Source organism: Actinomadura sp. CNU-125 (genome assembly GCF_001942465.1).
GTDB lineage: Bacteria > Actinomycetota > Actinomycetes > Streptosporangiales > Streptosporangiaceae > Spirillospora.
In genome coordinates this window covers 1-19,171 of the sequence record NZ_MKJY01000069.1, presented here as the reverse complement: position 1 = coordinate 19,171, position 19,171 = coordinate 1, and the positions used below count along the sequence as shown (strand labels likewise).

At 68.2% G+C, this 19,171-nt stretch carries 18 protein-coding genes and 1 pseudogene; 12 read left to right on the top strand and 7 right to left on the bottom strand.

Going from position 1 to position 19,171, the window contains the following annotated elements; translation table 11 throughout:
• From BJF79_RS09810 to BJF79_RS09785, 6 genes and pseudogenes are all read right to left on the bottom strand, one after another.
• Positions 1–239: pseudogene (locus BJF79_RS09810) on the bottom strand (hypothetical protein); the annotation flags it as partial.
• A 913-nt stretch (positions 240–1,152) separates the two neighbouring features.
• The gene (locus tag BJF79_RS09800; RefSeq protein ID WP_158079136.1) at positions 1,153–1,728 is read right to left on the bottom strand and encodes an SAF domain-containing protein; all 576 of its coding nucleotides are present in this window, start codon (positions 1,726–1,728) and stop codon (positions 1,153–1,155) included.
• 897 nt (positions 1,729–2,625) lie between these two features.
• Positions 2,626–3,165, bottom strand: a complete 540-nt coding sequence (locus BJF79_RS53065) for a hypothetical protein (RefSeq protein ID WP_143219819.1) — start codon at positions 3,163–3,165, stop codon at positions 2,626–2,628.
• Positions 3,166–3,399: 234 nt separating this feature from the next.
• A complete protein-coding gene (locus tag BJF79_RS09795; RefSeq protein WP_075896446.1) occupies positions 3,400–4,200 on the bottom strand; it encodes an RNA polymerase sigma factor in 801 nt (266 codons plus the stop codon).
• 449 nt (positions 4,201–4,649) lie between these two features.
• Entirely contained in the window at positions 4,650–5,474 is an 825-nt protein-coding gene (locus tag BJF79_RS09790) for an aminoglycoside phosphotransferase family protein (protein WP_075896444.1), read from the bottom strand.
• A gap of 103 nt (positions 5,475–5,577) precedes the next feature.
• Positions 5,578–6,711: a hypothetical protein gene (locus BJF79_RS09785; RefSeq protein ID WP_143219818.1), complete on the bottom strand. Its 1,134-nt coding sequence runs from the start codon at positions 6,709–6,711 to the stop codon at positions 5,578–5,580.
• Positions 6,712–6,938: 227 nt separating this feature from the next.
• On the opposite strand from BJF79_RS09785, the gene BJF79_RS09780 reads away from it, so the two are divergent.
• The 12 genes from BJF79_RS09780 to BJF79_RS55285 all read left to right on the top strand — a co-directional run bounded on the left by BJF79_RS09780 (position 6,939) and on the right by BJF79_RS55285 (position 18,937).
• Positions 6,939–7,361 carry a hypothetical protein gene (locus BJF79_RS09780; RefSeq protein ID WP_075896440.1) on the top strand — a complete coding sequence of 141 codons (423 nt, stop codon included), beginning with the start codon at positions 6,939–6,941 and terminating at the stop codon, positions 7,359–7,361.
• 161 nt (positions 7,362–7,522) lie between these two features.
• Positions 7,523–7,906 (top strand): ATP-binding protein, encoded by a 384-nt coding sequence (locus tag BJF79_RS09775; RefSeq protein WP_083733304.1) that lies wholly within the window; start codon positions 7,523–7,525, stop codon positions 7,904–7,906.
• A 446-nt stretch (positions 7,907–8,352) separates the two neighbouring features.
• Positions 8,353–8,589 (top strand): hypothetical protein, encoded by a 237-nt coding sequence (locus tag BJF79_RS53060; protein ID WP_143219817.1) that lies wholly within the window; start codon positions 8,353–8,355, stop codon positions 8,587–8,589.
• A 636-nt stretch (positions 8,590–9,225) separates the two neighbouring features.
• The gene (locus BJF79_RS09760) at positions 9,226–9,531 is read left to right on the top strand and encodes a hypothetical protein (protein ID WP_262401780.1); all 306 of its coding nucleotides are present in this window, start codon (positions 9,226–9,228) and stop codon (positions 9,529–9,531) included.
• The gene (locus BJF79_RS09755) at positions 9,482–10,054 is read left to right on the top strand and encodes a DUF6879 family protein (protein WP_262401779.1); all 573 of its coding nucleotides are present in this window, start codon (positions 9,482–9,484) and stop codon (positions 10,052–10,054) included. The genes BJF79_RS09760 and BJF79_RS09755 overlap by 50 nt, the downstream gene beginning before the upstream one ends.
• 13 nt (positions 10,055–10,067) lie before the next feature.
• Positions 10,068–10,925: a helix-turn-helix domain-containing protein gene (locus BJF79_RS09750; protein WP_075896434.1), complete on the top strand. Its 858-nt coding sequence runs from the start codon at positions 10,068–10,070 to the stop codon at positions 10,923–10,925.
• Positions 10,926–11,087: 162 nt separating this feature from the next.
• Positions 11,088–11,267 carry an FxLD family lanthipeptide gene (locus BJF79_RS09745; protein WP_075896432.1) on the top strand — a complete coding sequence of 60 codons (180 nt, stop codon included), beginning with the start codon at positions 11,088–11,090 and terminating at the stop codon, positions 11,265–11,267.
• A 91-nt stretch (positions 11,268–11,358) separates the two neighbouring features.
• Positions 11,359–13,557, top strand: a complete 2,199-nt coding sequence (locus BJF79_RS09740; RefSeq protein WP_262401778.1) for a lantibiotic dehydratase family protein — start codon at positions 11,359–11,361, stop codon at positions 13,555–13,557.
• Positions 13,554–14,435, top strand: a complete 882-nt coding sequence (locus BJF79_RS59135; RefSeq protein ID WP_262401777.1) for a thiopeptide-type bacteriocin biosynthesis protein — start codon at positions 13,554–13,556, stop codon at positions 14,433–14,435. Before BJF79_RS09740 ends, BJF79_RS59135 begins: the two co-directional genes overlap by 4 nt.
• On the top strand, positions 14,432–15,679 hold the full coding sequence (locus BJF79_RS09735) for a lanthionine synthetase C family protein (protein ID WP_075896452.1): 1,248 nt from the start codon (positions 14,432–14,434) through the stop codon (positions 15,677–15,679). The genes BJF79_RS59135 and BJF79_RS09735 overlap by 4 nt, the downstream gene beginning before the upstream one ends.
• A 26-nt stretch (positions 15,680–15,705) precedes the next feature.
• Entirely contained in the window at positions 15,706–17,808 is a 2,103-nt protein-coding gene (gene fxlM / locus BJF79_RS09730; protein WP_075896430.1) for a methyltransferase, FxLD system, read from the top strand.
• A gap of 1 nt (position 17,809) precedes the next feature.
• Entirely contained in the window at positions 17,810–18,937 is a 1,128-nt protein-coding gene (locus BJF79_RS55285) for a hypothetical protein (protein ID WP_075896428.1), read from the top strand.
• Here BJF79_RS55285 and BJF79_RS59130 read toward each other — a convergent pair.
• Positions 18,914–19,171 (bottom strand): hypothetical protein (locus tag BJF79_RS59130; RefSeq protein ID WP_262401776.1); only part of this gene is annotated, 258 nt, incomplete at its 5' end. The genes BJF79_RS55285 and BJF79_RS59130 overlap by 24 nt on opposite strands.

Here is a 19,171-nt window from a genome sequence, read left to right as displayed (position 1 = left end):
ACCCACGTTTCGCGGCAGCCGTTGACGACGATGTTTTCCACGTCCGCGCTGTCCAGGAACGGCTGCAACGGCCCGAGCCCGAACCGGCGATCGAACACCAGCCGCGCCACCTGCCGCTGCACCTCGACCGGAACTGTCCACCCTGCCGACATCTGCTCGTGCGCCCACACCTGCACCTGCGCCTCGATCAGATGCCACGCGCGCGCCCGATCTACGTCGTCGGTCAGGACGTCCGCCAACTGCGACGACACCTCACGCAGGGCGGCCCACCCGTCCACGTTCGGAATGCGAGGCGCGACGACGGTTCCCGCAGACGATGAGGGCGTAGAGGTCCATCCTGTTTGCTTCATCGCCGCACCTTCACGATCGTTCGAAGCGGCACCCGTGGGCGTGGAACCCGCTCTGCTTCACCCACTGCTGGTTCGGGCATGGCCGTACGAACCCGGCGTCCGAGGGACTCCAGTGAACGCATCAGCAAGGACGTCCGGAACGTCATCCGAGGCCTCGTGCCGTCCGACAACACCCGCGCCTCACTCGGAGAGAACGCCAGCTCGCCCAGCACCGGAAGCTTCAGTACGCGCTCGACCTCCGCCGAGCTGTACGGGCCGTCCGACACCAGGCACAACGCCAACCGGCCGGGCGCCAGACCGCGCAGTACCTCAAGGCGAGGCGTCGCCGCGTCGACTTGCGCCAGCGTGGGCTTGAGGACCATGACCACCAGGTCGCGGCATCGAGCAACGCCACCGGCGTCTCCACGCCGCCCACACGTCCCAGGTCCGCGAACACTTCGTCGTCGCGCGCCGTGAACGCCTGGGTCAGCGGACCCCACAATGCCGCGAGCTGAGAGACGTTCCGGGGATCACGAACTCCGTGCAACAGCCCCGCGTTCCCGTCTTCGGACATCGGAACTACGTACTCCTCCAGCGGCAACTCGGTGCCCGAGGACAGAGGCGTCCGCGACGCGAGACCGAGCATGCCCGGGCCGGCGGGTTCGCGGAGCCGGTCGGCCATGAACCCCGGAAGTACACGACGCCCCGCGGGGTCGCATTCGGCCAGCAGCACCCGGCGCGGCCACGTCAGCGCCAGGCCCAGCGCGGTCGTCGTTACCCCTGGCGATCCACCAGGTGACACCAGACAGCACAACGTCACCGTTCAGCCCCGCCTCTCCGTGACCACCAGCACGACGAGCCCGGCTGCCGCTCGCCGTGCCACCGTGCTGCTGTCTGCGTCGGCCACCAGCAGCGACGCGCTGATGGTCCCCTGGGCGTCCGGGGTACTCACCTGATCGACGACCGCCTCGACATCACGCGGCACGACCGACTGGCTGCCTTGCGCGTCGGCCCCGGCCGACGGTGCTTGGCCGCCCGCTGTGAAGACCACTCGCACCCGCCAGCCGGGCGCCAACCCCGGCGGCACCTCGCTCGCCTTCAATGGAACGGTCACCAGCGTCTGGCCCTGTTGCGGGCTCCGTCCCGACGCGAGTTGCGACGCCGCCAGCAGCGTCCCTCCCCGTAGGTGGATCGCGGCGCGGCGGCCGACGACGTCCTCCAGGTGGCGCTTTGGCACCGTCGGTACAGCCGAGTCCACTGCCACCCTGGCCACGGTCAGGTCCGCTCGCTCCAGCTTGTGCCCCGCCGCCACGTCGCGGGCCAGCCGCACGACCGCCACCCGCTCGCTGGACGAACGGAAGAGGTACACGTTCGTCAGTACAGCGAATGCCAGCAGCATCGCTCCGCCCGCCATCCAGCCCGGACGGCGTTGTCGCGCCAAGCGCCCCGCCGTAGGCGGCACGGCTCCGACGCCGCGAGCCTTCGGTACCCCCTTCGACTGTGCCCCTGCGCCAGCCGTTCTCATCGATCTCCCCGTCCGTAGAGTCCCTGTGCCTCGGCCACACGCAGCCGGAACGTCGTCGAACGGCTCAGCGGTGGCAGCACGCCATTCGAACCGTCGGATCCGGTCCAAGTCCCGCCCCACACCACCGTCACCCGCACCCGGTACGCGCCGCTCCGCTCGCGCGCCGACGACTGCGAATACGTGTACGAACAGTCGGTGCGCTGCCTGGATGCTCGGTGAGACTCGTCGTAGGCGGTGCCTGGTCCGGTGCACCGGACGACGCCTCGTCCGTCACCGGGATCGATCGTCATGCTCTGCGGTTGTGCGACCACGTTCGCCCACACCCCGCGAGCGGCGGCACGGCCGGTCATGGTCTTCCAATTCGTCACCCAGAACCACTCGGGCAGCCCGACCAACCCGTCAGATCCACGAGGCGGCGCCGTCCGGACGCTCGGCGCTGGAATCGGAAGCCGCCTCCACTCTGTTGCGGCCAACTCAGACGGCGCCGGTGCCGCGCTCCCGCCACCCCTCTCTTCCGGCTCGCATACCTGGACGTCGCCGCCGGCGTTTTCGCACTCGTAGGGCGCGAGGCGCTGCGGTCCTTCCGGCGGAGCCCCCTGCACAGTCGGGTCGTTGGTTGGAGCGTTCCCCTCGGTTCCATCGTCCTTCGCGCCGAAGCCGTATCCGTAGGTGTAGACGCTCGGTGGAACAGGCTCGTCCGGCGGTGTCGCCGCGATGGTGGCGGGCAAGAAGAGACCGCCGATCAAAGTCGGCGCCACTGCCTTCACTTGTTCAGCACCCCTCGCCCAGAACGATGAACTTGCTTACGCGCCACCGACCTTCGGCTCCCTTTTCTAGGAGCGCCTTGATATTTCGCTCTTTGACGCCTCGGTTCAGTTTCTTCTGTGTTCGTGTGTCCAAGAGTCCTGCGTTGCTGGAATCTTGACAGTCGCGGACCACGGCACCGTTCCTTGTGAGATCCACACGCGGAGTGTGAACGACGATGTTGCCGTAGGTAGCTTGGCTCTTCCCCTTCATGTCGTCGATCCGCTTCAATACTCGAGAGAGTTGAGGTTCGACCATCACGGTGGACAGCTCCAGCTTGCGGGTCTCTGGCGCGAGAGAGTCCGCTCTATCGAGCATGGCGACGAAATCCGTGTAAGCCCGCGCGACGGCTGCGGTTGGCGATGGTGACACGGCCTGGGCGGAATCGGTTGGAGACGGTAGAGCCGCGGCGTCCTGTCCTGTGCTGCAGCCTGCTGTTGCCAAGGTGATGCCCGCGACACTGAACCAGCAGAATCGAGTGACCGTCCAGCGACCGATTCCGGTCAAGGTGTTACCTCCGTGTCCTTTGTGCTTCGCAGCCGTCATACGACCTGTTGCAACAGCGTCGCGACTAGGCTGCCGAGCGATCGTAGGGGCATGGGTAGTGTCGTGTGTCCGTGTCACCTCGTCGTGAGGGCAAATCCACGTACATTCGACGCCAAGGGGCTTCGTATTTACGCGTATATGCCTTGTATGGACGGGTTGTGAATCTTGGTTCGTCGAGGCGAGCGGGATTGGGCCTCACATACCCGGAAAGCCGACAGTCGACGTGGACGAGATTCGGCCGTCCTTAACGGCGGCGACAATACGAACCTCTGCGGCGTGCCGCTGCTTGTACAACCGACTGGCGGGAAGCTGGCGGCGCCGGGCGATCTCCTGCACGGACAGACCCTCCAGCCTCGTCGCGATGACCAGCTCGGCAGCGTCCGGTGTGACGATGCCCTGCCGGACGCTGTCCAGGAGCAGATGGACGGGATCGTCTTCGGCGGTCGCGGCGGCAGGTCCTTCTGGCATTCCCGAAGGGTCGTAGGGCACAAGCTGTGTCTCTCGCCCCCGGACTCGCAGAGCGCCCTTCCGAGCCCACAACATGAGCCGAGCGGCGATGTGCGGCCGATCGATATCAATCCGGGCGAGCTGCGCGACGAACTCCGTAAGCAGCTCGGCGACGATGTCTTCCGCATACCTCTCGGGCGTAGTACGAAGGGCGCGGGCGGCCGTGTTCTTCAGTCCGGGCATCGCCACCCCGACGCAACCGACGACCCACGCCGGATCGTCCGAGCGGGCCCGCTGGACGAGCTCCCTCCACGCGGCGTCTTTGAGTCCATCGGACGCGGCCTGTTCCAGCAGCAGCGTCCGCAACTCGGCGAGGCTCACGACGCGGCCGGGCAGCCCATGACCGATCGTGCGGCCGTCGAGTCCGAGCGGCTTCGGGCCCGTGGTCAGGAGCTGGAAGGAACGTTCGGCGACAGCCAGCGCGTTGCCGCCGCGTACGCGGTCGGCCTCGTTCGTCGTGGCTCGCACAGCGGTGTCCTGGTCGAACATGACGGCCCCCTGAAGGTCGTGTCGGATCGGTGCCGTCAGGTATCGGCCACGACGTCGACACTTCATGGGCAGAACGTGAGCGCGAGCATGTGCTCACGGCTGGGAAGCGGTCGTCAGGAAACACTGTGACCTGGAGGAACACTCGTCGCCGCTCGTGCTGAGGCTGACAGGTAAAGCGGCTCGTCTGTTCATTAGCGGCCTGACCTGCGAGGACGCCAGCCACAGATTGCTTGGTACGGACTCCGTAAACCGTCGAAGTCTGCGCGCTTGGACCGCAGGGGCGGTGTCCCGCAGCCCGCTGTCGAGCGCGAGCGTTTTAAGCCGCAGGCCATCGGCAACGGCCTTGGCAGCCTCGACCGGGCGGGCGGGCGCGGCGACGACTGCCACGGGCGCGCCGTTTTTGGAGCGGCCCGCCGAGGGCGTTGAGGTGGCCGACTCACGACTTGCCATCAAGGTGAAGGCGGCCGAGGTGGGCTGCTCCATCTGGCCGTCGTGTTTCCGGTCCTCAAGGTCCTGAGCCGGTGCTCTACTTCGTCGCGAGCCCATTCGTTCACGAGAGCTCTCCGGACGTAGGGGCTCAGCCCGAAGACCTCGCGGACCTGTATCAGCGTCTCAAAGTCCGCACACTCGCGGACGTCCCACCCGTAGGCCACGGCGAAGTCCTGGAGCTCCTCCTCGGTGTGACGTCCGAACCTGCGTTGCATGTAGTACGGCTGAACGAGGTCCCATTCGCGAGGCCCAACGGCGACATGGTCCCAGTCGCCGAGCAGTACACCACCGTCGCGAACACGGAGCAGGTTGTTGGAGTGGGCGTCTCCGTGGACGAGTCCAGGTCGTAGCTGTTCGCGCAGGGCCGCCCAGCCGGACCGGAGTTCGTCGATTTTGGTTAGAAGCCAGGCCCGATCTTGCGGCTGCACCCCATCCGGGTGATTCGCTACTGCCCGCGAAACGCCCTCGAACGGATCGGACAACGGTCTTAGCGCAACGGGAGGCGGCGGTTCCTTGTGGAGGATGCGAAGTAGCCGGCCGAGGTCGGCGCCGGTACCGCGAGGGCGGTCGACGACATCCAGCAACTTCCAGACTGACACCACTCGGCCAGTAACGAGGAATGGTTCAACGGTGGCTGGCTCCACCGCCGGGTATCCGCAGCCGACGAGCCAGCGGGTCACGGCCACCGACACCTTGATCTGCTCCAGGGCATCCGGGGCGCTGGCAATGCGAACGAGCAGGCCCGAGGAGGGGAGCGCCACGGCGGAGTTGCTGTGCTGGTGCACCAGCGCGCATCGTCAACCGCGACACCGCAGCGTTCGGCGACCTCGGCGAGCACTGCGCGGATTTCAGCCGGAAGAGCTTCCATGAGGTGGGAGTCCCCGTCGTTCAGCGGAGGCAACCGGCGAGCACAGGTTGAGCAGCCTCGAACAGTTCTTCCACTTCAGGTTCTGCCCTGTGCGCGTGTAGGGCGACCAGAACCTCGGTGACCCGAAGGCAGATGCGCCGCGAGGAGATCTGCGCGGCGAGCGTGAGCAACTCCTGGCCGCGTGCACAAGCCTGTTCTATCTCGAGAGCCTGGGCATGGGCGATCGACAGAACACCCAGGCTGAACGCGCGCGGGCGCAGGTCCGTCCGCACGGGAAGGCTCGCCTCGGCGGACCGGACGGCGTCGCGCCCCATGCCGAGGTTCACATAGCAGCGGGCTTCCTCATGGCGGAGATGCCCCAAGCCGTACGCCCCCATCCACGCGGGTTCGTCCTTCGTGCCGACTTGGTCGTAGGCGTCCCACACACTGCCGAGCATGCGCTGTGTGCCGGCACGGTCGCCGGTGAGCGACCAAGCGAGGGCGGCTTTGGTGGTCAGGAACGAGCGGCTGAGCGGCGGCGCGGTGCGGGCCACTCCCACCGCGCCCTCGGTGTACGCGAGTGCCTGCTGAACGAAGTTCGCCCGCAGTGCTGGACGATCGGCGAGTGCGGCCTGGTGCATCTCGTGTTCGCCGCGGCGGGAGAGCACCCACGCGGTGAGCGACGCATCCTCCGACTCGTTGGCCATGCTGGCGGCGCGGCCCAGCAGCATCAGCGACGCGTCGAGCCGGTCGGTGTCCAGATTCATCGCCGACACCCGCAGCGTGAACTCGGTCGAGGCGGCGAACAAGCGCCGGCGCAGGGCGTCGGGGGCGTGGCCGTGGAGGCGGGGCTCGATGACGTCCTTCAGGTAGTCGGTGGCCTGCTGACGGATACGCGTGCCCCCGAACTGGCGGTCGGACGCCATCAAGGCGGTGAGCATGCCGCGGATCGCCTCGACGTCGCCCTCGGCCGGGTTCGGAGGTCGTAGTGGTTGGGGCCCGTCCTGGAACAGTTCGTCCTCGCTCATGTTGAGCGCCCGGGAGTACAGGATCCGGTAGCGCTCGGTGATCCGGACGACATCGCCTGCCTCCCAACGCTCGACGTAGCGGCGCAGACTGCGCACGCTCGGCATCTTGTACGGGTAGTCGGCCGCGTCCCGGAGCTCCTGGGCCATGCGGGGGATGTCCCAGCCCAGAGCTCGTCGCTCTCGGCGCATCCGGGACCGCACCTCTGGGGTCGTCTCATAAACCATGAGCGTGCACCTCATTACGTGCCGGGCGGTCGATGAACCGGAAGATGTCGCAAGCTGTCGAACATTGTCGGCTAGAGCTGTGGCGCCCGCCGCGGATTCACTTACAGTGACCAATTCGTCACCACTGTAGGGAGTCGGTCACGGTGCACATGCGAGCCACAGGACCCGACCACGAGGAGGACCTCGTCCGCCTCCGTGCGGATTTCGACGGCTGGAAGATCGGCCACCGCGACACCACCCGATGGACCGCCGAACGCGTGCTCATCGGCCGACGGAGCGGCGCGGTCGCCGTCGAGGCCGACGCCGTCGAAGAGCTGCGCGCCCAGCTCGACGCCATCACCGAGATCGACTGCGAGTTCGCCCTCAGGGACCTGGGAGCCGAACTCGGGAAGCGCGGATGGCCAGCCAAGGCTTACGGCGGCACGCTCGTTACGGAACGCGACGATCAGCTTCTGCAGCTGGTGTCGTACCGCCGCGGGATGTTGTGCACGGGCTGGCAGCAAGACGCGCCCGCGGTGGCGCTTGGTCGACGGAGTGCACGGCGCGTTCCCCTCGGCGCCGCCACCATCTGATTGATCTTCCGCCCCGGCCGAGTCGCCGATGCCCGCCTCAACGCCCCGTCGGCTGCTGAACGCGGCCGTGCTGGGTGTCTCCGACCCCCTCACAGTCCGAACTTCGTCCGTGCACGACCGGCTCCAGGACGGACACCTGACCACCCCCGAAGGGCACACACGTGATCACCGATGAACTGACTGACGCCATCTACCTGGAACCGACAAAGCAGGCGCCTGAGCAAGCGAGACGGTTCCTCTCCGAGCGGCTCAAGGAGTGGGACGCCGACGACTTCAACGGGCGCTTGATCGTCTCGGAGTTGGTGACGAACTCCTACGTGCACGGCGCCGGCACCATCGTGGTGCGCGTCTTCCGCGACGAACAGAACGGACTGCCGAAGGTGGAAGTCTGGGATGAGGGCGCGAATCTGCCGGTCGTGCGGCCTCCCAACTACGCATTCACCTCGGGTCGAGGGCTCGTGATGGTCGCGGCACTCGCGGCCGACTGGGGCGTACGTCCCTTCCCCGGGGGTGGCAAGGCGGTCTGGGCGCTCCTGCTGACCTGACCAGAGCTGGCCATCGGCGAGCTCGCGGTGAACGCCGTCTCCAATGCCGATGGACCGCATGAGATCCGGTTCGCGCTCGCTGTCACGTGTGCGACCGAATGCCCGGGCAAGGCGGTGGCGTTCGCGTTACCGGCGCCCGCCCACTCTGCCCCGCCCACAACCCCAGGACCGGCGGTGTCGAACACGAGGCTGCTCCCTCCGGCCTCCCCCGGTTCCACCGCCGGTCCTGGCTTCACTCGCTCGGCTACTTCAACGCATGGAGGAACGCAGTGGACGATCCGAGGCTCCACGGTGACGACGAGCCGCTGGTGACCCTGGCGGACAGGCTGAGTGCCCGGGGCTGGAACTGCCAACTCCAGAAAAGGGCCGGTGATGCCGAACCTGCGCTACTGCGCCTTCAGCCCCCCGGCGCTCACGGAGTCTCCACCCGGACCGTCGAGGTCGAGGTGCGCGAGTTCGAGCGAGGACCGCACTTCGCCTACGCGCAGAACTCCCGACGCCCGATCGCGCCGGTCGCCCAGCTTGATCGGGCCGTCCGCGCGGTTGTGCACGTCCACGGCGGCACCATGCCCGCCCCGCCGCAGGTTCCGGACGGACTGCTGGCCGCCTTCGAGTCCTTGAGATCGGAACGGCAGGACGGCCTCCCGGCTGCCCGGGGTGCTGGGGACGAGGTCGAGGAGTGACCCGGCTGAGCGATGGAGGGGCTGTGGGAGTTGACGAACGCAGGGTGATTCCCCAGCTCCGGTTCGTCCCGTACGACAGGTTCGAGTACGCGCGCGACCTAGTGGAGCACCTCAGCGACGCGGGCCTGCGCGCGTTCAGCAGTTGGGAGTGCGTTCCAGCCACGGTGTCGGTCACGACGCACTCGCTTGAGGCCGGACCGCGATGGTCACAGACCGTCTGGTGTCTGCCGTGGCCGGGTCGGGAGGTCCTGTACTGGCAATGGCCCCGAGTGGCCTATAGGGACGGCGTCCTCCTCGGGCGGTGGTTCGAGCCCTTCTGCCCGCTTGCCGCCACTGCGCATGCCGCCGCTCATCTCATCGCTGTTGTGGGGAGTGCTCACGACGTTTCGGACGATCCTGGGAGGTTGCCGCTGCAGCATTCGTGACGCGTTCCGTCAGATGGTGCGCCGGTACATCCGAGCGGTCCATCGCGTGCTCATCATCTGTCAGAAATCCGCTCGACCTGGGGTTTCTTGCCTCCGGAGACGTTCCCGGTACGCACTGCCCGTCCGGTTCGAGGTGTCCGGCATCGGTCGATGAACTGACCTCCCGGATCCTTGACGGACGTGCGCGTGCGAGCGAGCGTCAAGGAGACGGGTGTCACCCTTGGTCACACCTGCGACGCTGGAGGCTGTCGTGCGGCTAAGTTTCGTTGGGATCACCCCGGACACTCCGACCAATGAGTGTCCGGCCGTCTACGTCGATGAGGACACTGGCGACTTCTGGTTCCAGGGTGAGCGGGTCACCGACACGCGCGCGCTGGCCGAGGTCGACGGGCACAGCCCGATCGGCGCGAACGAGGTGGTGGTGAAGCTGCCGCCGGTGATGAAGGACATCATCCTGGAGGCGATCAATGGCACGTACGAGCGAGGGAGACGCGGGCCAGGCCGCCACGGCGAATGACGGGACCGGTGAGCAGGTCCCGCAGACGTTCACCTCGATGCTGACGGGGTGCCGATTCTCGGCCGTCCATCTGGAGCAGCGCGACGTCTACACCCCGGACAACGCCGACTTCCTGCGGTGGCGGAACGGCGATCACTTCGACCCCATCGAGTGGGGTCAGGGCTGGATCGACATGGTCGCGCCGCTTGTCGAACGCGGTGTGACGGTGCGTCGTGCCCGGATCGTCTCCGAGCCGGTGAGCGACTACATCCGGTTCGAGTACGGGGTCACGCCGATGAACGTGGCGGCGGGGGAGCAGGTGCGGTGGCTGCCCCGTCGCCGAGCGTCGGACCTGGTGGTGCCCGGCAACGACTACTGGGTGTTCGACGATCGGCTGGTGCAGTTCAACCACTTTGCCGGGGACGGTTCGTCCCTGCGGCAGCCGGAGAACCGCGACGAGTCGACGGTGGTGTCGATGTGCCTATCGGCGTTCGAGGCCGTGTGGGAACGCGCGATCCCGCACGAGGACTACAAGCCGGCCTGATCGGTATCGCCCCGTGCCCGGCTCGCCGTCGTCGTCCGCCCAGGCCGCCCGGCAGGCGCTCGCCGACCAGTTGAAGGAGTTGCGCGGCGAGGCCGGCCTGACGGCCAAGTCGCTCGCCGCCGAAGCCGGGTGGGACCGGACGAAGGTCTCCCACATTGAGCACGCACGCCGCCCACCGTCCGCCGAGGACATCCGGACGTGGTGTCGCGTGTGCGGCGCCGACGACCAGGCCGAGGACCTGGTGGCGTCCCTGCGGGCCGCCGAGGGCATGTGGGTCGAGTGGCGCCGCATGGAGCGAAGCGGGCTGAAGCGGGCACAGGAATCGGTTCTCCCACTGTTCGAGCGGACGCGCATGTTCCGTTCGTACGCGTCGTGGCTGCTACCGGGGTTGCTGCAGACCGAGGGCTATACCCGGGCCGTCCTGCAGGCGGTCCGGCGACGCCGTGAGCTCGTAGACGACGTCGAGGCCGCAGTCGCTGTTCGGATGGAGCGCACGCGGATCCTGCGGCGGCCAGGCCGGACGTTCGCGTTCCTGGTGGAGGAGTCGGTGCTGCGGACGGGCGTCGGCGGTGCTGAGACGATGCGCGAGCAGCTCGCCCACCTTTCGGACCTGGCCTGCCTGCCGTCGACGTCGCTGGGGATCGTCCCGATGCGGTCCGATCGCGAGATCCGACCGGTCGAGGACTTTTGGATCTTCGATGGTGAACAGGTCGGCGTCGAGCTCGTCTCCGGTTACCTGACCGTCACCAACCCTCGAGAGATCGCCATGTACGGGCAGGCGTTCGGGGCGTTGGCGGAAGAGGCCGTCTACGGCGCCCGGGCTCGGCGCCTCATCGACGATGCGCTCGACGTCCTGGCTGACGAAAAGTGACCTGTCACATCTCGTCACACTCGTCGCCCCGGCGGTTCGCCCGCTCTTAGCGTCGCACTGCACCGCTCCTCAACGGGCTTCGCAGACCGAGGAGCGGCGGCCATGCCCGGCTCGGGCAGACCGCGTGCGTGCTGAGCGCAACGACGAGCGGAAGGACCCCCAATGATGAGCCACAGCATGATGGAGCCCTCGCAGGCAGCCGGCGAGGCGGCGAACCAGGACCCGTTCGAGTTGGACATCCGCGTCCTCGAGTCGAGCGACGGGGCCGCCTCCCTCATCAACCTGACCGACGACAACTGCGGCAGCTCCTGCCCGAAGGCGTGCGCGACGAACGTGGGCTGAGGATGCCCGATCGCACCGAGCGTTCGCGCGCCCGGTGCGACGAACCGTCCGGCTGGTGGCGTACGAGGTCGATTGGCGAGGAGAGCCCACGGTGGACGGCCGGTTGTACCGGTGCGGCGATCTGGTGCTGTTGCGGGCCGCTCCGCATGGCGAGTTGCCGCTGCCCGCTTGGCCGGACCTGTCCGGCGACACCCTCGAACATCGCGCTCAATGGCGCGCTTGGCTGCGGACCGTCTGGGCGATCGACGCCGTCGCCGTCGCGATCGAGCACGCCAGCCCGGTGCTCGCCCAGGAGGTGCGGACGGTGTGTACAGCGGAGGCCCCGGACGTTCGGCGAGTGCGGAGGGCGGTGTCGTCTGTCGTCCGGTACACGCTGCGGATGACGAGCCGGGCCACTCCCTTCGGGCTCTTTGCCGGGGTGGCCACGGCGTCGTTCGGCCAGAAGCTGGCATGGCGATGGGGTGATGCTCACCGTGCCGTCGCCCGAGTGGGCGGGCCCTGGCTGACCGAGGTGATCGAACAGCTCGAAATGACGCGTGCACTGTTCGAGCGACTTCACCTGGTGGCCAACGACCTGTGCTTTCGGCGCGGGGATCGGTTGGTCGTGCCGTATCCGCCTCCGGCACCGCGGCGAGACAGCGTCTCGTCGGCGGAGGTCTCGCTTCGGTACACGGCGGTCGTGGAGATCGTTATCGAGGCGGCGCGGTCACCGATTCGGAGTGGTGAGCTCGCCGGGAAGCTCGCGGCCGAGTTCCCCGCGCGGCCGTTGCCATCGATCGTCGACATGCTCGCCGACCTGGTGAAGCAAGGGGTACTGATCAGCGGCCTTCGGCCATCGGCCACCGTGGTTGACCCTCTCGGGCATGTGATCGAGCGGCTCGAATCTGCCCGGGCGGACGGCATCCCGCAGGCTGCGGGCACGCTGCGACGGCTGCGCGGAGTTCGGGACGACTTGGAACGGCACAACAACGAGCCCGATCCCGTTCGGGCACGGGACGCGCGTGCCGTAGCGGTCTCGCGAATGCGCGAGCTCCACCCCCACCCCGTCCAGCCACTCGCACTGGACCTGCACCTCGACAGCGAACTCGTCCTGCCTCATCCCGTCGCTCGAGAGGCCGGAGCCGCAGCGTTCGTCCTCGCCCGGCTGACCGCCTATCCATTCGGAACGGAACCTTGGAAGCAGTTCCACACTCGATTCTTCGAGCGATACGGCGTCGGCAGGCTCGTACCGGTCCTGGAGCTGCTGAACCCGGACGTCGGCTTGGGCTTCCCATCCGGCTACCTCGGCGCCGCGCCCGAACCCCGCCTACCGACCTCCGCACGCGACGAGCGGCTCCTGGCGTTGGCCCAGGCCGCCGTGCTCGACGGACGGGACGAGGTGGTCCTGGACGAGCGGCGTATCGAGCAGCTCGCACCGGACGAGCCGGTGCGACACCAATCGCACGCGGAGATCTGCTTCGAGCTCCGAGCGGCTTCGGAGGCCGCTGTCGACAACGGCGACTTCACCTTGGCCGTCACCGGAGTCTCCCGAGGTATGGGCACCATGGTCGGCCGCTTCGTCGGCTCGCTCAGCCGGGCTGCACAGGAACAGTTGAGAGACAGGTTCGCCAGGTTGCCGACAAGCGATCCGGATGCCCTGCCCGTACAGCTCTCCTTCCCGTCGCTGAGCCCGGAGGGCGCCAACGTCAGCCGCGTCCCCGAGCTGCTGCCCCATGTCGTCAGCCTCGGTGAGCATCACGCGGTGCGCGGCACGCGGATCCCGGTGGACGACCTTGCCGTCGGTTGTGACGGCGAACGGCTCTACCTGGCGTCCATCGGCCTCGGGCGGCGAGTGGATGCGGTGATCCCGCATGCGCTCGACCTGCGCGCGCATACTCCGCCGATCGCGCGGTTCCTGGCGGAGGTCGGCAAGGCGCAGGACGCCGTCCTCACCGGCTTCGATTGGGGCGTCGCCAGTCGTCTGCCGTTCCTCCCCCGCGTGCGGCACGGGCGGACGATCCTCTCGCCAGCCCGATGGCTCTTGGACTCGGCCGACCTCCCCGGGCAGGACATTCCGTGGCCCCAGTGGCTGGACGCTTTCACCGAATGGCGCACCCGCCGACGTCTCCCCGAGACCGCGGTCCTTGCCGACGGAGACCGCCGCCTGAAGCTGGACTTCGCCGAACGGGCGCATCTCGCGTTGCTACGGACGAGCCTTCGGCGTACGCGCCGAGTCGTCCTGGAAGAAGCCGCCGACGTAGAGGACTACGGATGGTGCGGCGGCCGTCCCCACGAAGTGTCGTCCAGTTGACGACCACCGCGATTACGCGTTGCGCGCGCTCGGCGATTGGGCGTCATGTGGCTCGGCGGGACGACGGGCATGTTCCCGGCGCGTCGCCGTGGCTGTTCGTCAAGCTCTACGGACATTTCGACCGCCAGACCGAGCTGCTGGCGCAGGACGTGCCCGCCCTCCTCGCGCAATGGGATAAGCCACCCGCCTGGTGGTTCACCCGTTACCGCGACCCCGAACCCCACATCCGGCTCCGAATCGCGGTGGACGACTTTGGGACGGTCGCCGCGCGAGCAGGTTCGTGGGCCCAGCGCCTGCGGCGGGCGGGACTGCTGCGCGACGTCCAGTTCGCCACCTATTACCCGGAGGCCGGACGTTGGGGCAGTGGATGCTTGATGACGGCGGCGGAGGATGTGTTCGGCGCGGACTCACAAGCCCTCGTGGTCCAGTTCGGTGAACCGTCCCGGCCTCGCGACGACGTTCTCACGGCGGCACAGTTTGTGGCGATCGCCGTTGCCTTCACCGGCAGTACCCAGCTCGGGGTGACCTGGCTGATCCAGCACGTGACCGCGAAGGCGTCGGCACCCTTGCCGCGCGATGCATTGGCGCAAGCGGTGCTCCTCGCCGATCCGGCGGACGACTGGCAAGGGCTGCGTGCGGTCCCAGGCGGCAAGACCGTCGTGGAGGCGTGGAAGCAGCGCGAGGACGCGCTGACCGCCTATCGCGTGCTCCTGGACGGGGACGGCGGAATCGACCCCGACGCCGTCCTCACATCCCTGCTGCACGCCCACCACATGCGGGCCATCGGCATCGACCCGGACAACGAGCGCACCTGCCTCCGGCTCGCCCGCACCGCCGCCCAGGCGTGGACGGCCCGCGCTGCGAGGAGCCGAGCATGACGCCGCTCGCCCTGAACGCCGCCCGGACGGTCGCCGAGGCGCTCGCTTCGCCATCCGACGCACGGGCGCTGGGCCTCCGGCGGGAATGGTGGCCTCAGTCGCTCGCGGTCGGCGCCGCGGGGGTCGCGCTGCTGCACATCGAGCGTGCTCATGCGGGGTTGGGACCGTGGCAACGGGCCCACGAATGGCTCGACCGCGCGACGCGCGACGGCGTCCACACCGGCGAGGACGCTCACCTGTACTACGGGGCGCCGGCGCTCGCGTTCGTCCTCCACGCGGCCACCGGAGAGCGAGGCCACTACGCCCGCGCCTTGGAAACCCTCGACCACCACATCGCCATCGAAACGCGCCGCCGCCTCGACGTCGCCCACGCCCGCATAGACGGGAAAGCGCCTCCCGCGCTTGCCGAGTTCGACGCCATCCGTGGTCTGACCGGCATCGGCGCCTACCTGCGACACCGCGCCGCCAACGCCCCGCTGCTCGCGGAAATCCTGACCTACCTCGTACGGCTCACCGAGCCCATCGACGACCACGGCGAGCCGCTGCCCGGCTGGTGGACGAACCTCGGACCCTCCGGTCGCCCGGCGCGCGACTTCCCCGGAGGGCACGCCAACACCGGCATGGCGCACGGCATCGCCGGCCCGCTCGCGCTCCTCGCGCTGGCGATGAAAGACGGAGTCGCCGTCGATGGCCACATCGAGGCGATCGAACGCATCTGCACCTGGCTCGACCGCTGGCGACAAGACGACGGCAACGCCCCTTGGTGGCCGTACTGGATCACCCGCGCGCAGTTGCGCGGCGACCAACCGCTCCCCGCCAAGCCGTCGCGCCCATCCTGGTGCTACGGGACGGCGGGCGTGGCTCGTGCGCAGCAACTCGCCGCGCTCGCGATCGACGACGACGCGCGGCGGGAGATCGCCGAACGCGCCCTGGCCGGCGCGTTCACCGACTCCGAACAACGCGCGGCGATCACTGACTCGTCCCTATGCCACGGCCACGCGGGCCTCCTGCAGATCGCGAGCCGCAGCGCCGACGACGCACGCACCCCGATGACGAAGCACAAGGAACCGTTGCTTCGCGCGGTCGTCACCGAACCCGAACGCGTGACCGCCGAACTGCTCCGTCCTCCTCACGGGTGCTTCGGCTTCCTCGAAGGAGCCACAGGCGTCGCCCTCGCCCTGCACAGCGCGGCGTCCGGTGCACCCCCGGCCTCTAGCTGGGACTCATGCCTGCTGATCGCCTGACCAGCCCCAACGAGGAAGGAACACGCATGGACACCGGCGACTGGCCACAGGTCGTCATCGACTTCCCCGACTGGGCTGCGGCCGAGCGCGTCGCCGCGGGCGTCGTGCGTCCCGCGCTGTTCACCGCCGAGGAGAAAGGGCTGGTCCGCCGGTGGTTCTTTATCCGGAAGGCACCGTCCTGGCGTCTGCGGTACGAGCCCACCGACAGCTCCGCCCAGCGGTACCTCACACGAATGTTGAACCGCGCGACGGCGGACGGACGGATCACCGGGTGGAGGACCGGCATCTACGAGCCGGAGACGGTCGCCTTCGGCGGGGCGGTCGGCATGCGGCTCGCGCACGACCTGTTCCACCACGACAGCCGCCACATCCTCGACCACGTCGCCCGGCCAGTGGCCGACCTCGGGCATCGAGAGTTGGGAGTTCTGCTGTGCAGCATGCTGATGCGCGCCGCCGGACTCGACTGGTACGAACAAGGCGACGTGTGGGCACGCGTTGCCCGGCACCGTCCCGCCGAAGCCGAACACTCGCCGTCCGCCCGCATGAAGGCGGCCGTGCGCAAGCTGATGACCGTCGATGTCGGCCCGTCCAGCAGCGTCCTCGCCGATGCAGGACCCCTCGCCGGCATCGCCCCCTGGATCGCCGCGTTCGACCAGGCAGGACGACAACTCGCCGACCTCGCCGCATGCGGAGCCCTCGAACGTGGGCTGCGGGCCGTCCTGTCCCACCACGTGATCTTCCACTGGAACCGCCTGGGCCTGCCCTACGCGGATCAACACACACTGGCCACACTGACAAGCGAGGTAGTCATGGGAAACCCCAACGGCGGCGTGCCCACCAAGAACACGGGCGGCGACGGCCCTAGCGTCCCTGGCGTGAGCACCCACACCGGCCCCGATCAGACCATGACCGCGACATGCCTCCGCAACGCGCTCGTCGACAAACTGCTGGAGGACGGGACGGTCCGCAGCAAGCGCGTCGAAGCCGCGCTTCGCCTCGTCCCCCGGCACGTCTTCGTCCCGGACGTCCCGCTCGAACAGGCATACGCGAACGAAGCGGTCTACACCAAGCAGGACGACACCGGCGTCTCCATCAGCGCCGCATCGCAGCCCACGGTCGTCGCGATGATGCTCGAACAGCTCCAGCCCGAGCCCGGCCAGCGCGTCCTCGAACTCGGCGCCGGGACCGGGTACAACGCCGCCCTTCTGGCGCGGATGGTCGGCGACGACGGCGAGGTCGTCACGATCGACGTGGACGACGACATCGTTACCGGCGCCCGCACCGGCCTGTCCGCCGCAGGCGCGACGAACGTCCGGGCCCTGCTCGCGGACGGGGCGCTGGGGCACGCCGATGGTGCCCCCTACGACCGGATCACCGCCACCGTCGGCGCGGGAGACCTGCCCCTACCGTGGCTCGACCAGCTCGCCCCAGAAGGCCGCCTCGTCGTGCCCCTCCGGTTGCGCGGCAGCGTCTCCCGTTCGATCGCGTTCGAGCGCGAGAACGGACGCTGGTTCAGCCAGAGCAGCGAGATGTGCACCTTCATGCCCCTGCGCGGCATCGCCGACGACGCCCGCCGCATCATCCCGCTGACCAGCGACGGCACGGTCTGCCTGCACGCCAACCGCGAGCAGACGGTGGAGGCGTCCCTGCTGAGCGGAGTCCTGGCCACACCCCGGCACGAAGCCTGGACGGACGTGCTCATGCGGGGAGACGAGTCGTTCGAGTGGCTGGACCTGTGGCTGACGTGCGTCATGGACAACGCCCTGAGCCGCATGCCCGTCGAGCAATCGGCGATCGACGAGGGCCTGGTCAGCCCGCAGTTCGGCTGGGGCGCGATGGCGGTGGCCGACAAGGGCGACCTCGCATACCTCACGATCCGCCCCCGCACCACCGACTCCGGGAACGCCAACGGGCGGATGTTCGAGGTCGGCGTCATCGGCCACGGCCCGACCGGCGACGCCCTAACCGACCGCGTCGCCGACGCGATCCGAACCTGGGACGGGGCATACCGGTCCCAGGCGGTCCATTTCGAGATCCAGCCGACGGAATCGGCCGACGCCGCTGACTCGGTGCCGGGCCGGTTCGTCTTCGACCGTCCGGACACGCGGCTCATCATCACCTGGCAGTGACATGGACGCCCTGGGCCGCATAGCCCGGCGGTTCCCGCTGGTGCCCCGTGCGAGGCCCGCCTGCCGACCGCTCGACGAGCGGATCCGGGAGATCGCGGACCTCGCGCGGGCCGCCTCGGAACCGACGACCAACGACCGGCTCGCCACAGCCGCAACAGCCCAGAACAAAGCCGCGCTCATCGCCAGCGACTGCGGTATGTCCGACCTTGCCCACACCCTGAGCCGACAGCACGCGGCGCTCTACCTCAGGACCCGGCCGCTGACCGCGCGAACAGCGCGTTACGCCCTCGAACCGCTGATCAACCTGGCCCGACTCCGCATCAGAGCCGACGCTCCAGACACCGCCTGCGAACTCCTCGAAGACCTGTACCGAGCCGTTCGAACTCGGCGCTCCGTCCTGATCAGCGGCCTGAAGGTACCGCTCGACGACCTGACCCTCGAAGAGAGCCGCGACGTACACGGGTGGCTGTGGTCGGTCGTCCTTGCCGACGGCATCCGAGCGTTCGCCGGCGTGGGGAGGTGGAAAGACGCGGTCGCGCACGCGGAACGGCACCGCGGCGTCGGTCACCGGCTACTGGACGGGCGACAAGCCGCAGTCATCGCCCCAGCACTCAGCGGAGACCCGGACACGGCATTTGCCATGCTCGAACAGGCCACGGTTTCGGAGGAGTGGGAACAGGCCGTCGAGGCGTGCCTGACTCTGTTCTGCTATCACGCCCTCAGCACCACACCGCGCAATGCGGACATGGCCACCGTGACGGAGTACCTCGACCACGACGCTAAGCCAGAGTTGATGACCTTCCGCACTCGGACCGCTCTTCTTACCACGTCCGACCTGTGCGGAGATGCTGGGGATCAAGCCAGCCGCTCGATAACCCGCCGCATCATAGAAGAAGCGTTGGCAACCGGCGATGGCTACGTTGCGCGAGACCTGCTCCGACATTCTCGGTGTCGGATGCTAGTCACCGAATCCCAAGAAAAACACCTCTCCGCAGTCGTGACTTCGGCGGGGCTGGGGCGCGGACACATGCCGAACAAACTTTACAAGGCCCTTATTGGAGCCCTAAAGCAGAGCGAGCACGCCATAGCTGACGCATTAACCGACTCATCGGACGGCGTGTCTCTCTAAAATATGCACCCACTCGGGTGATGCCGTCAGGTATGGCTCATGGCGCGAACACCAGATGGACACATCGGCGGCGAACAGAGTGTTCGCGACCGAGGCGGCCGTGTTCGAGATCCCGTTGACCTGCGCAAACATGCGAACAGGGTTCGCTGGAGTGCGAACGGCAAAGCGCGGGCATGTGTTCGGAACGCCGTCGACCTGCACCTTCGGCCGGCGCAGGATTTCCGGGTCCGGGTT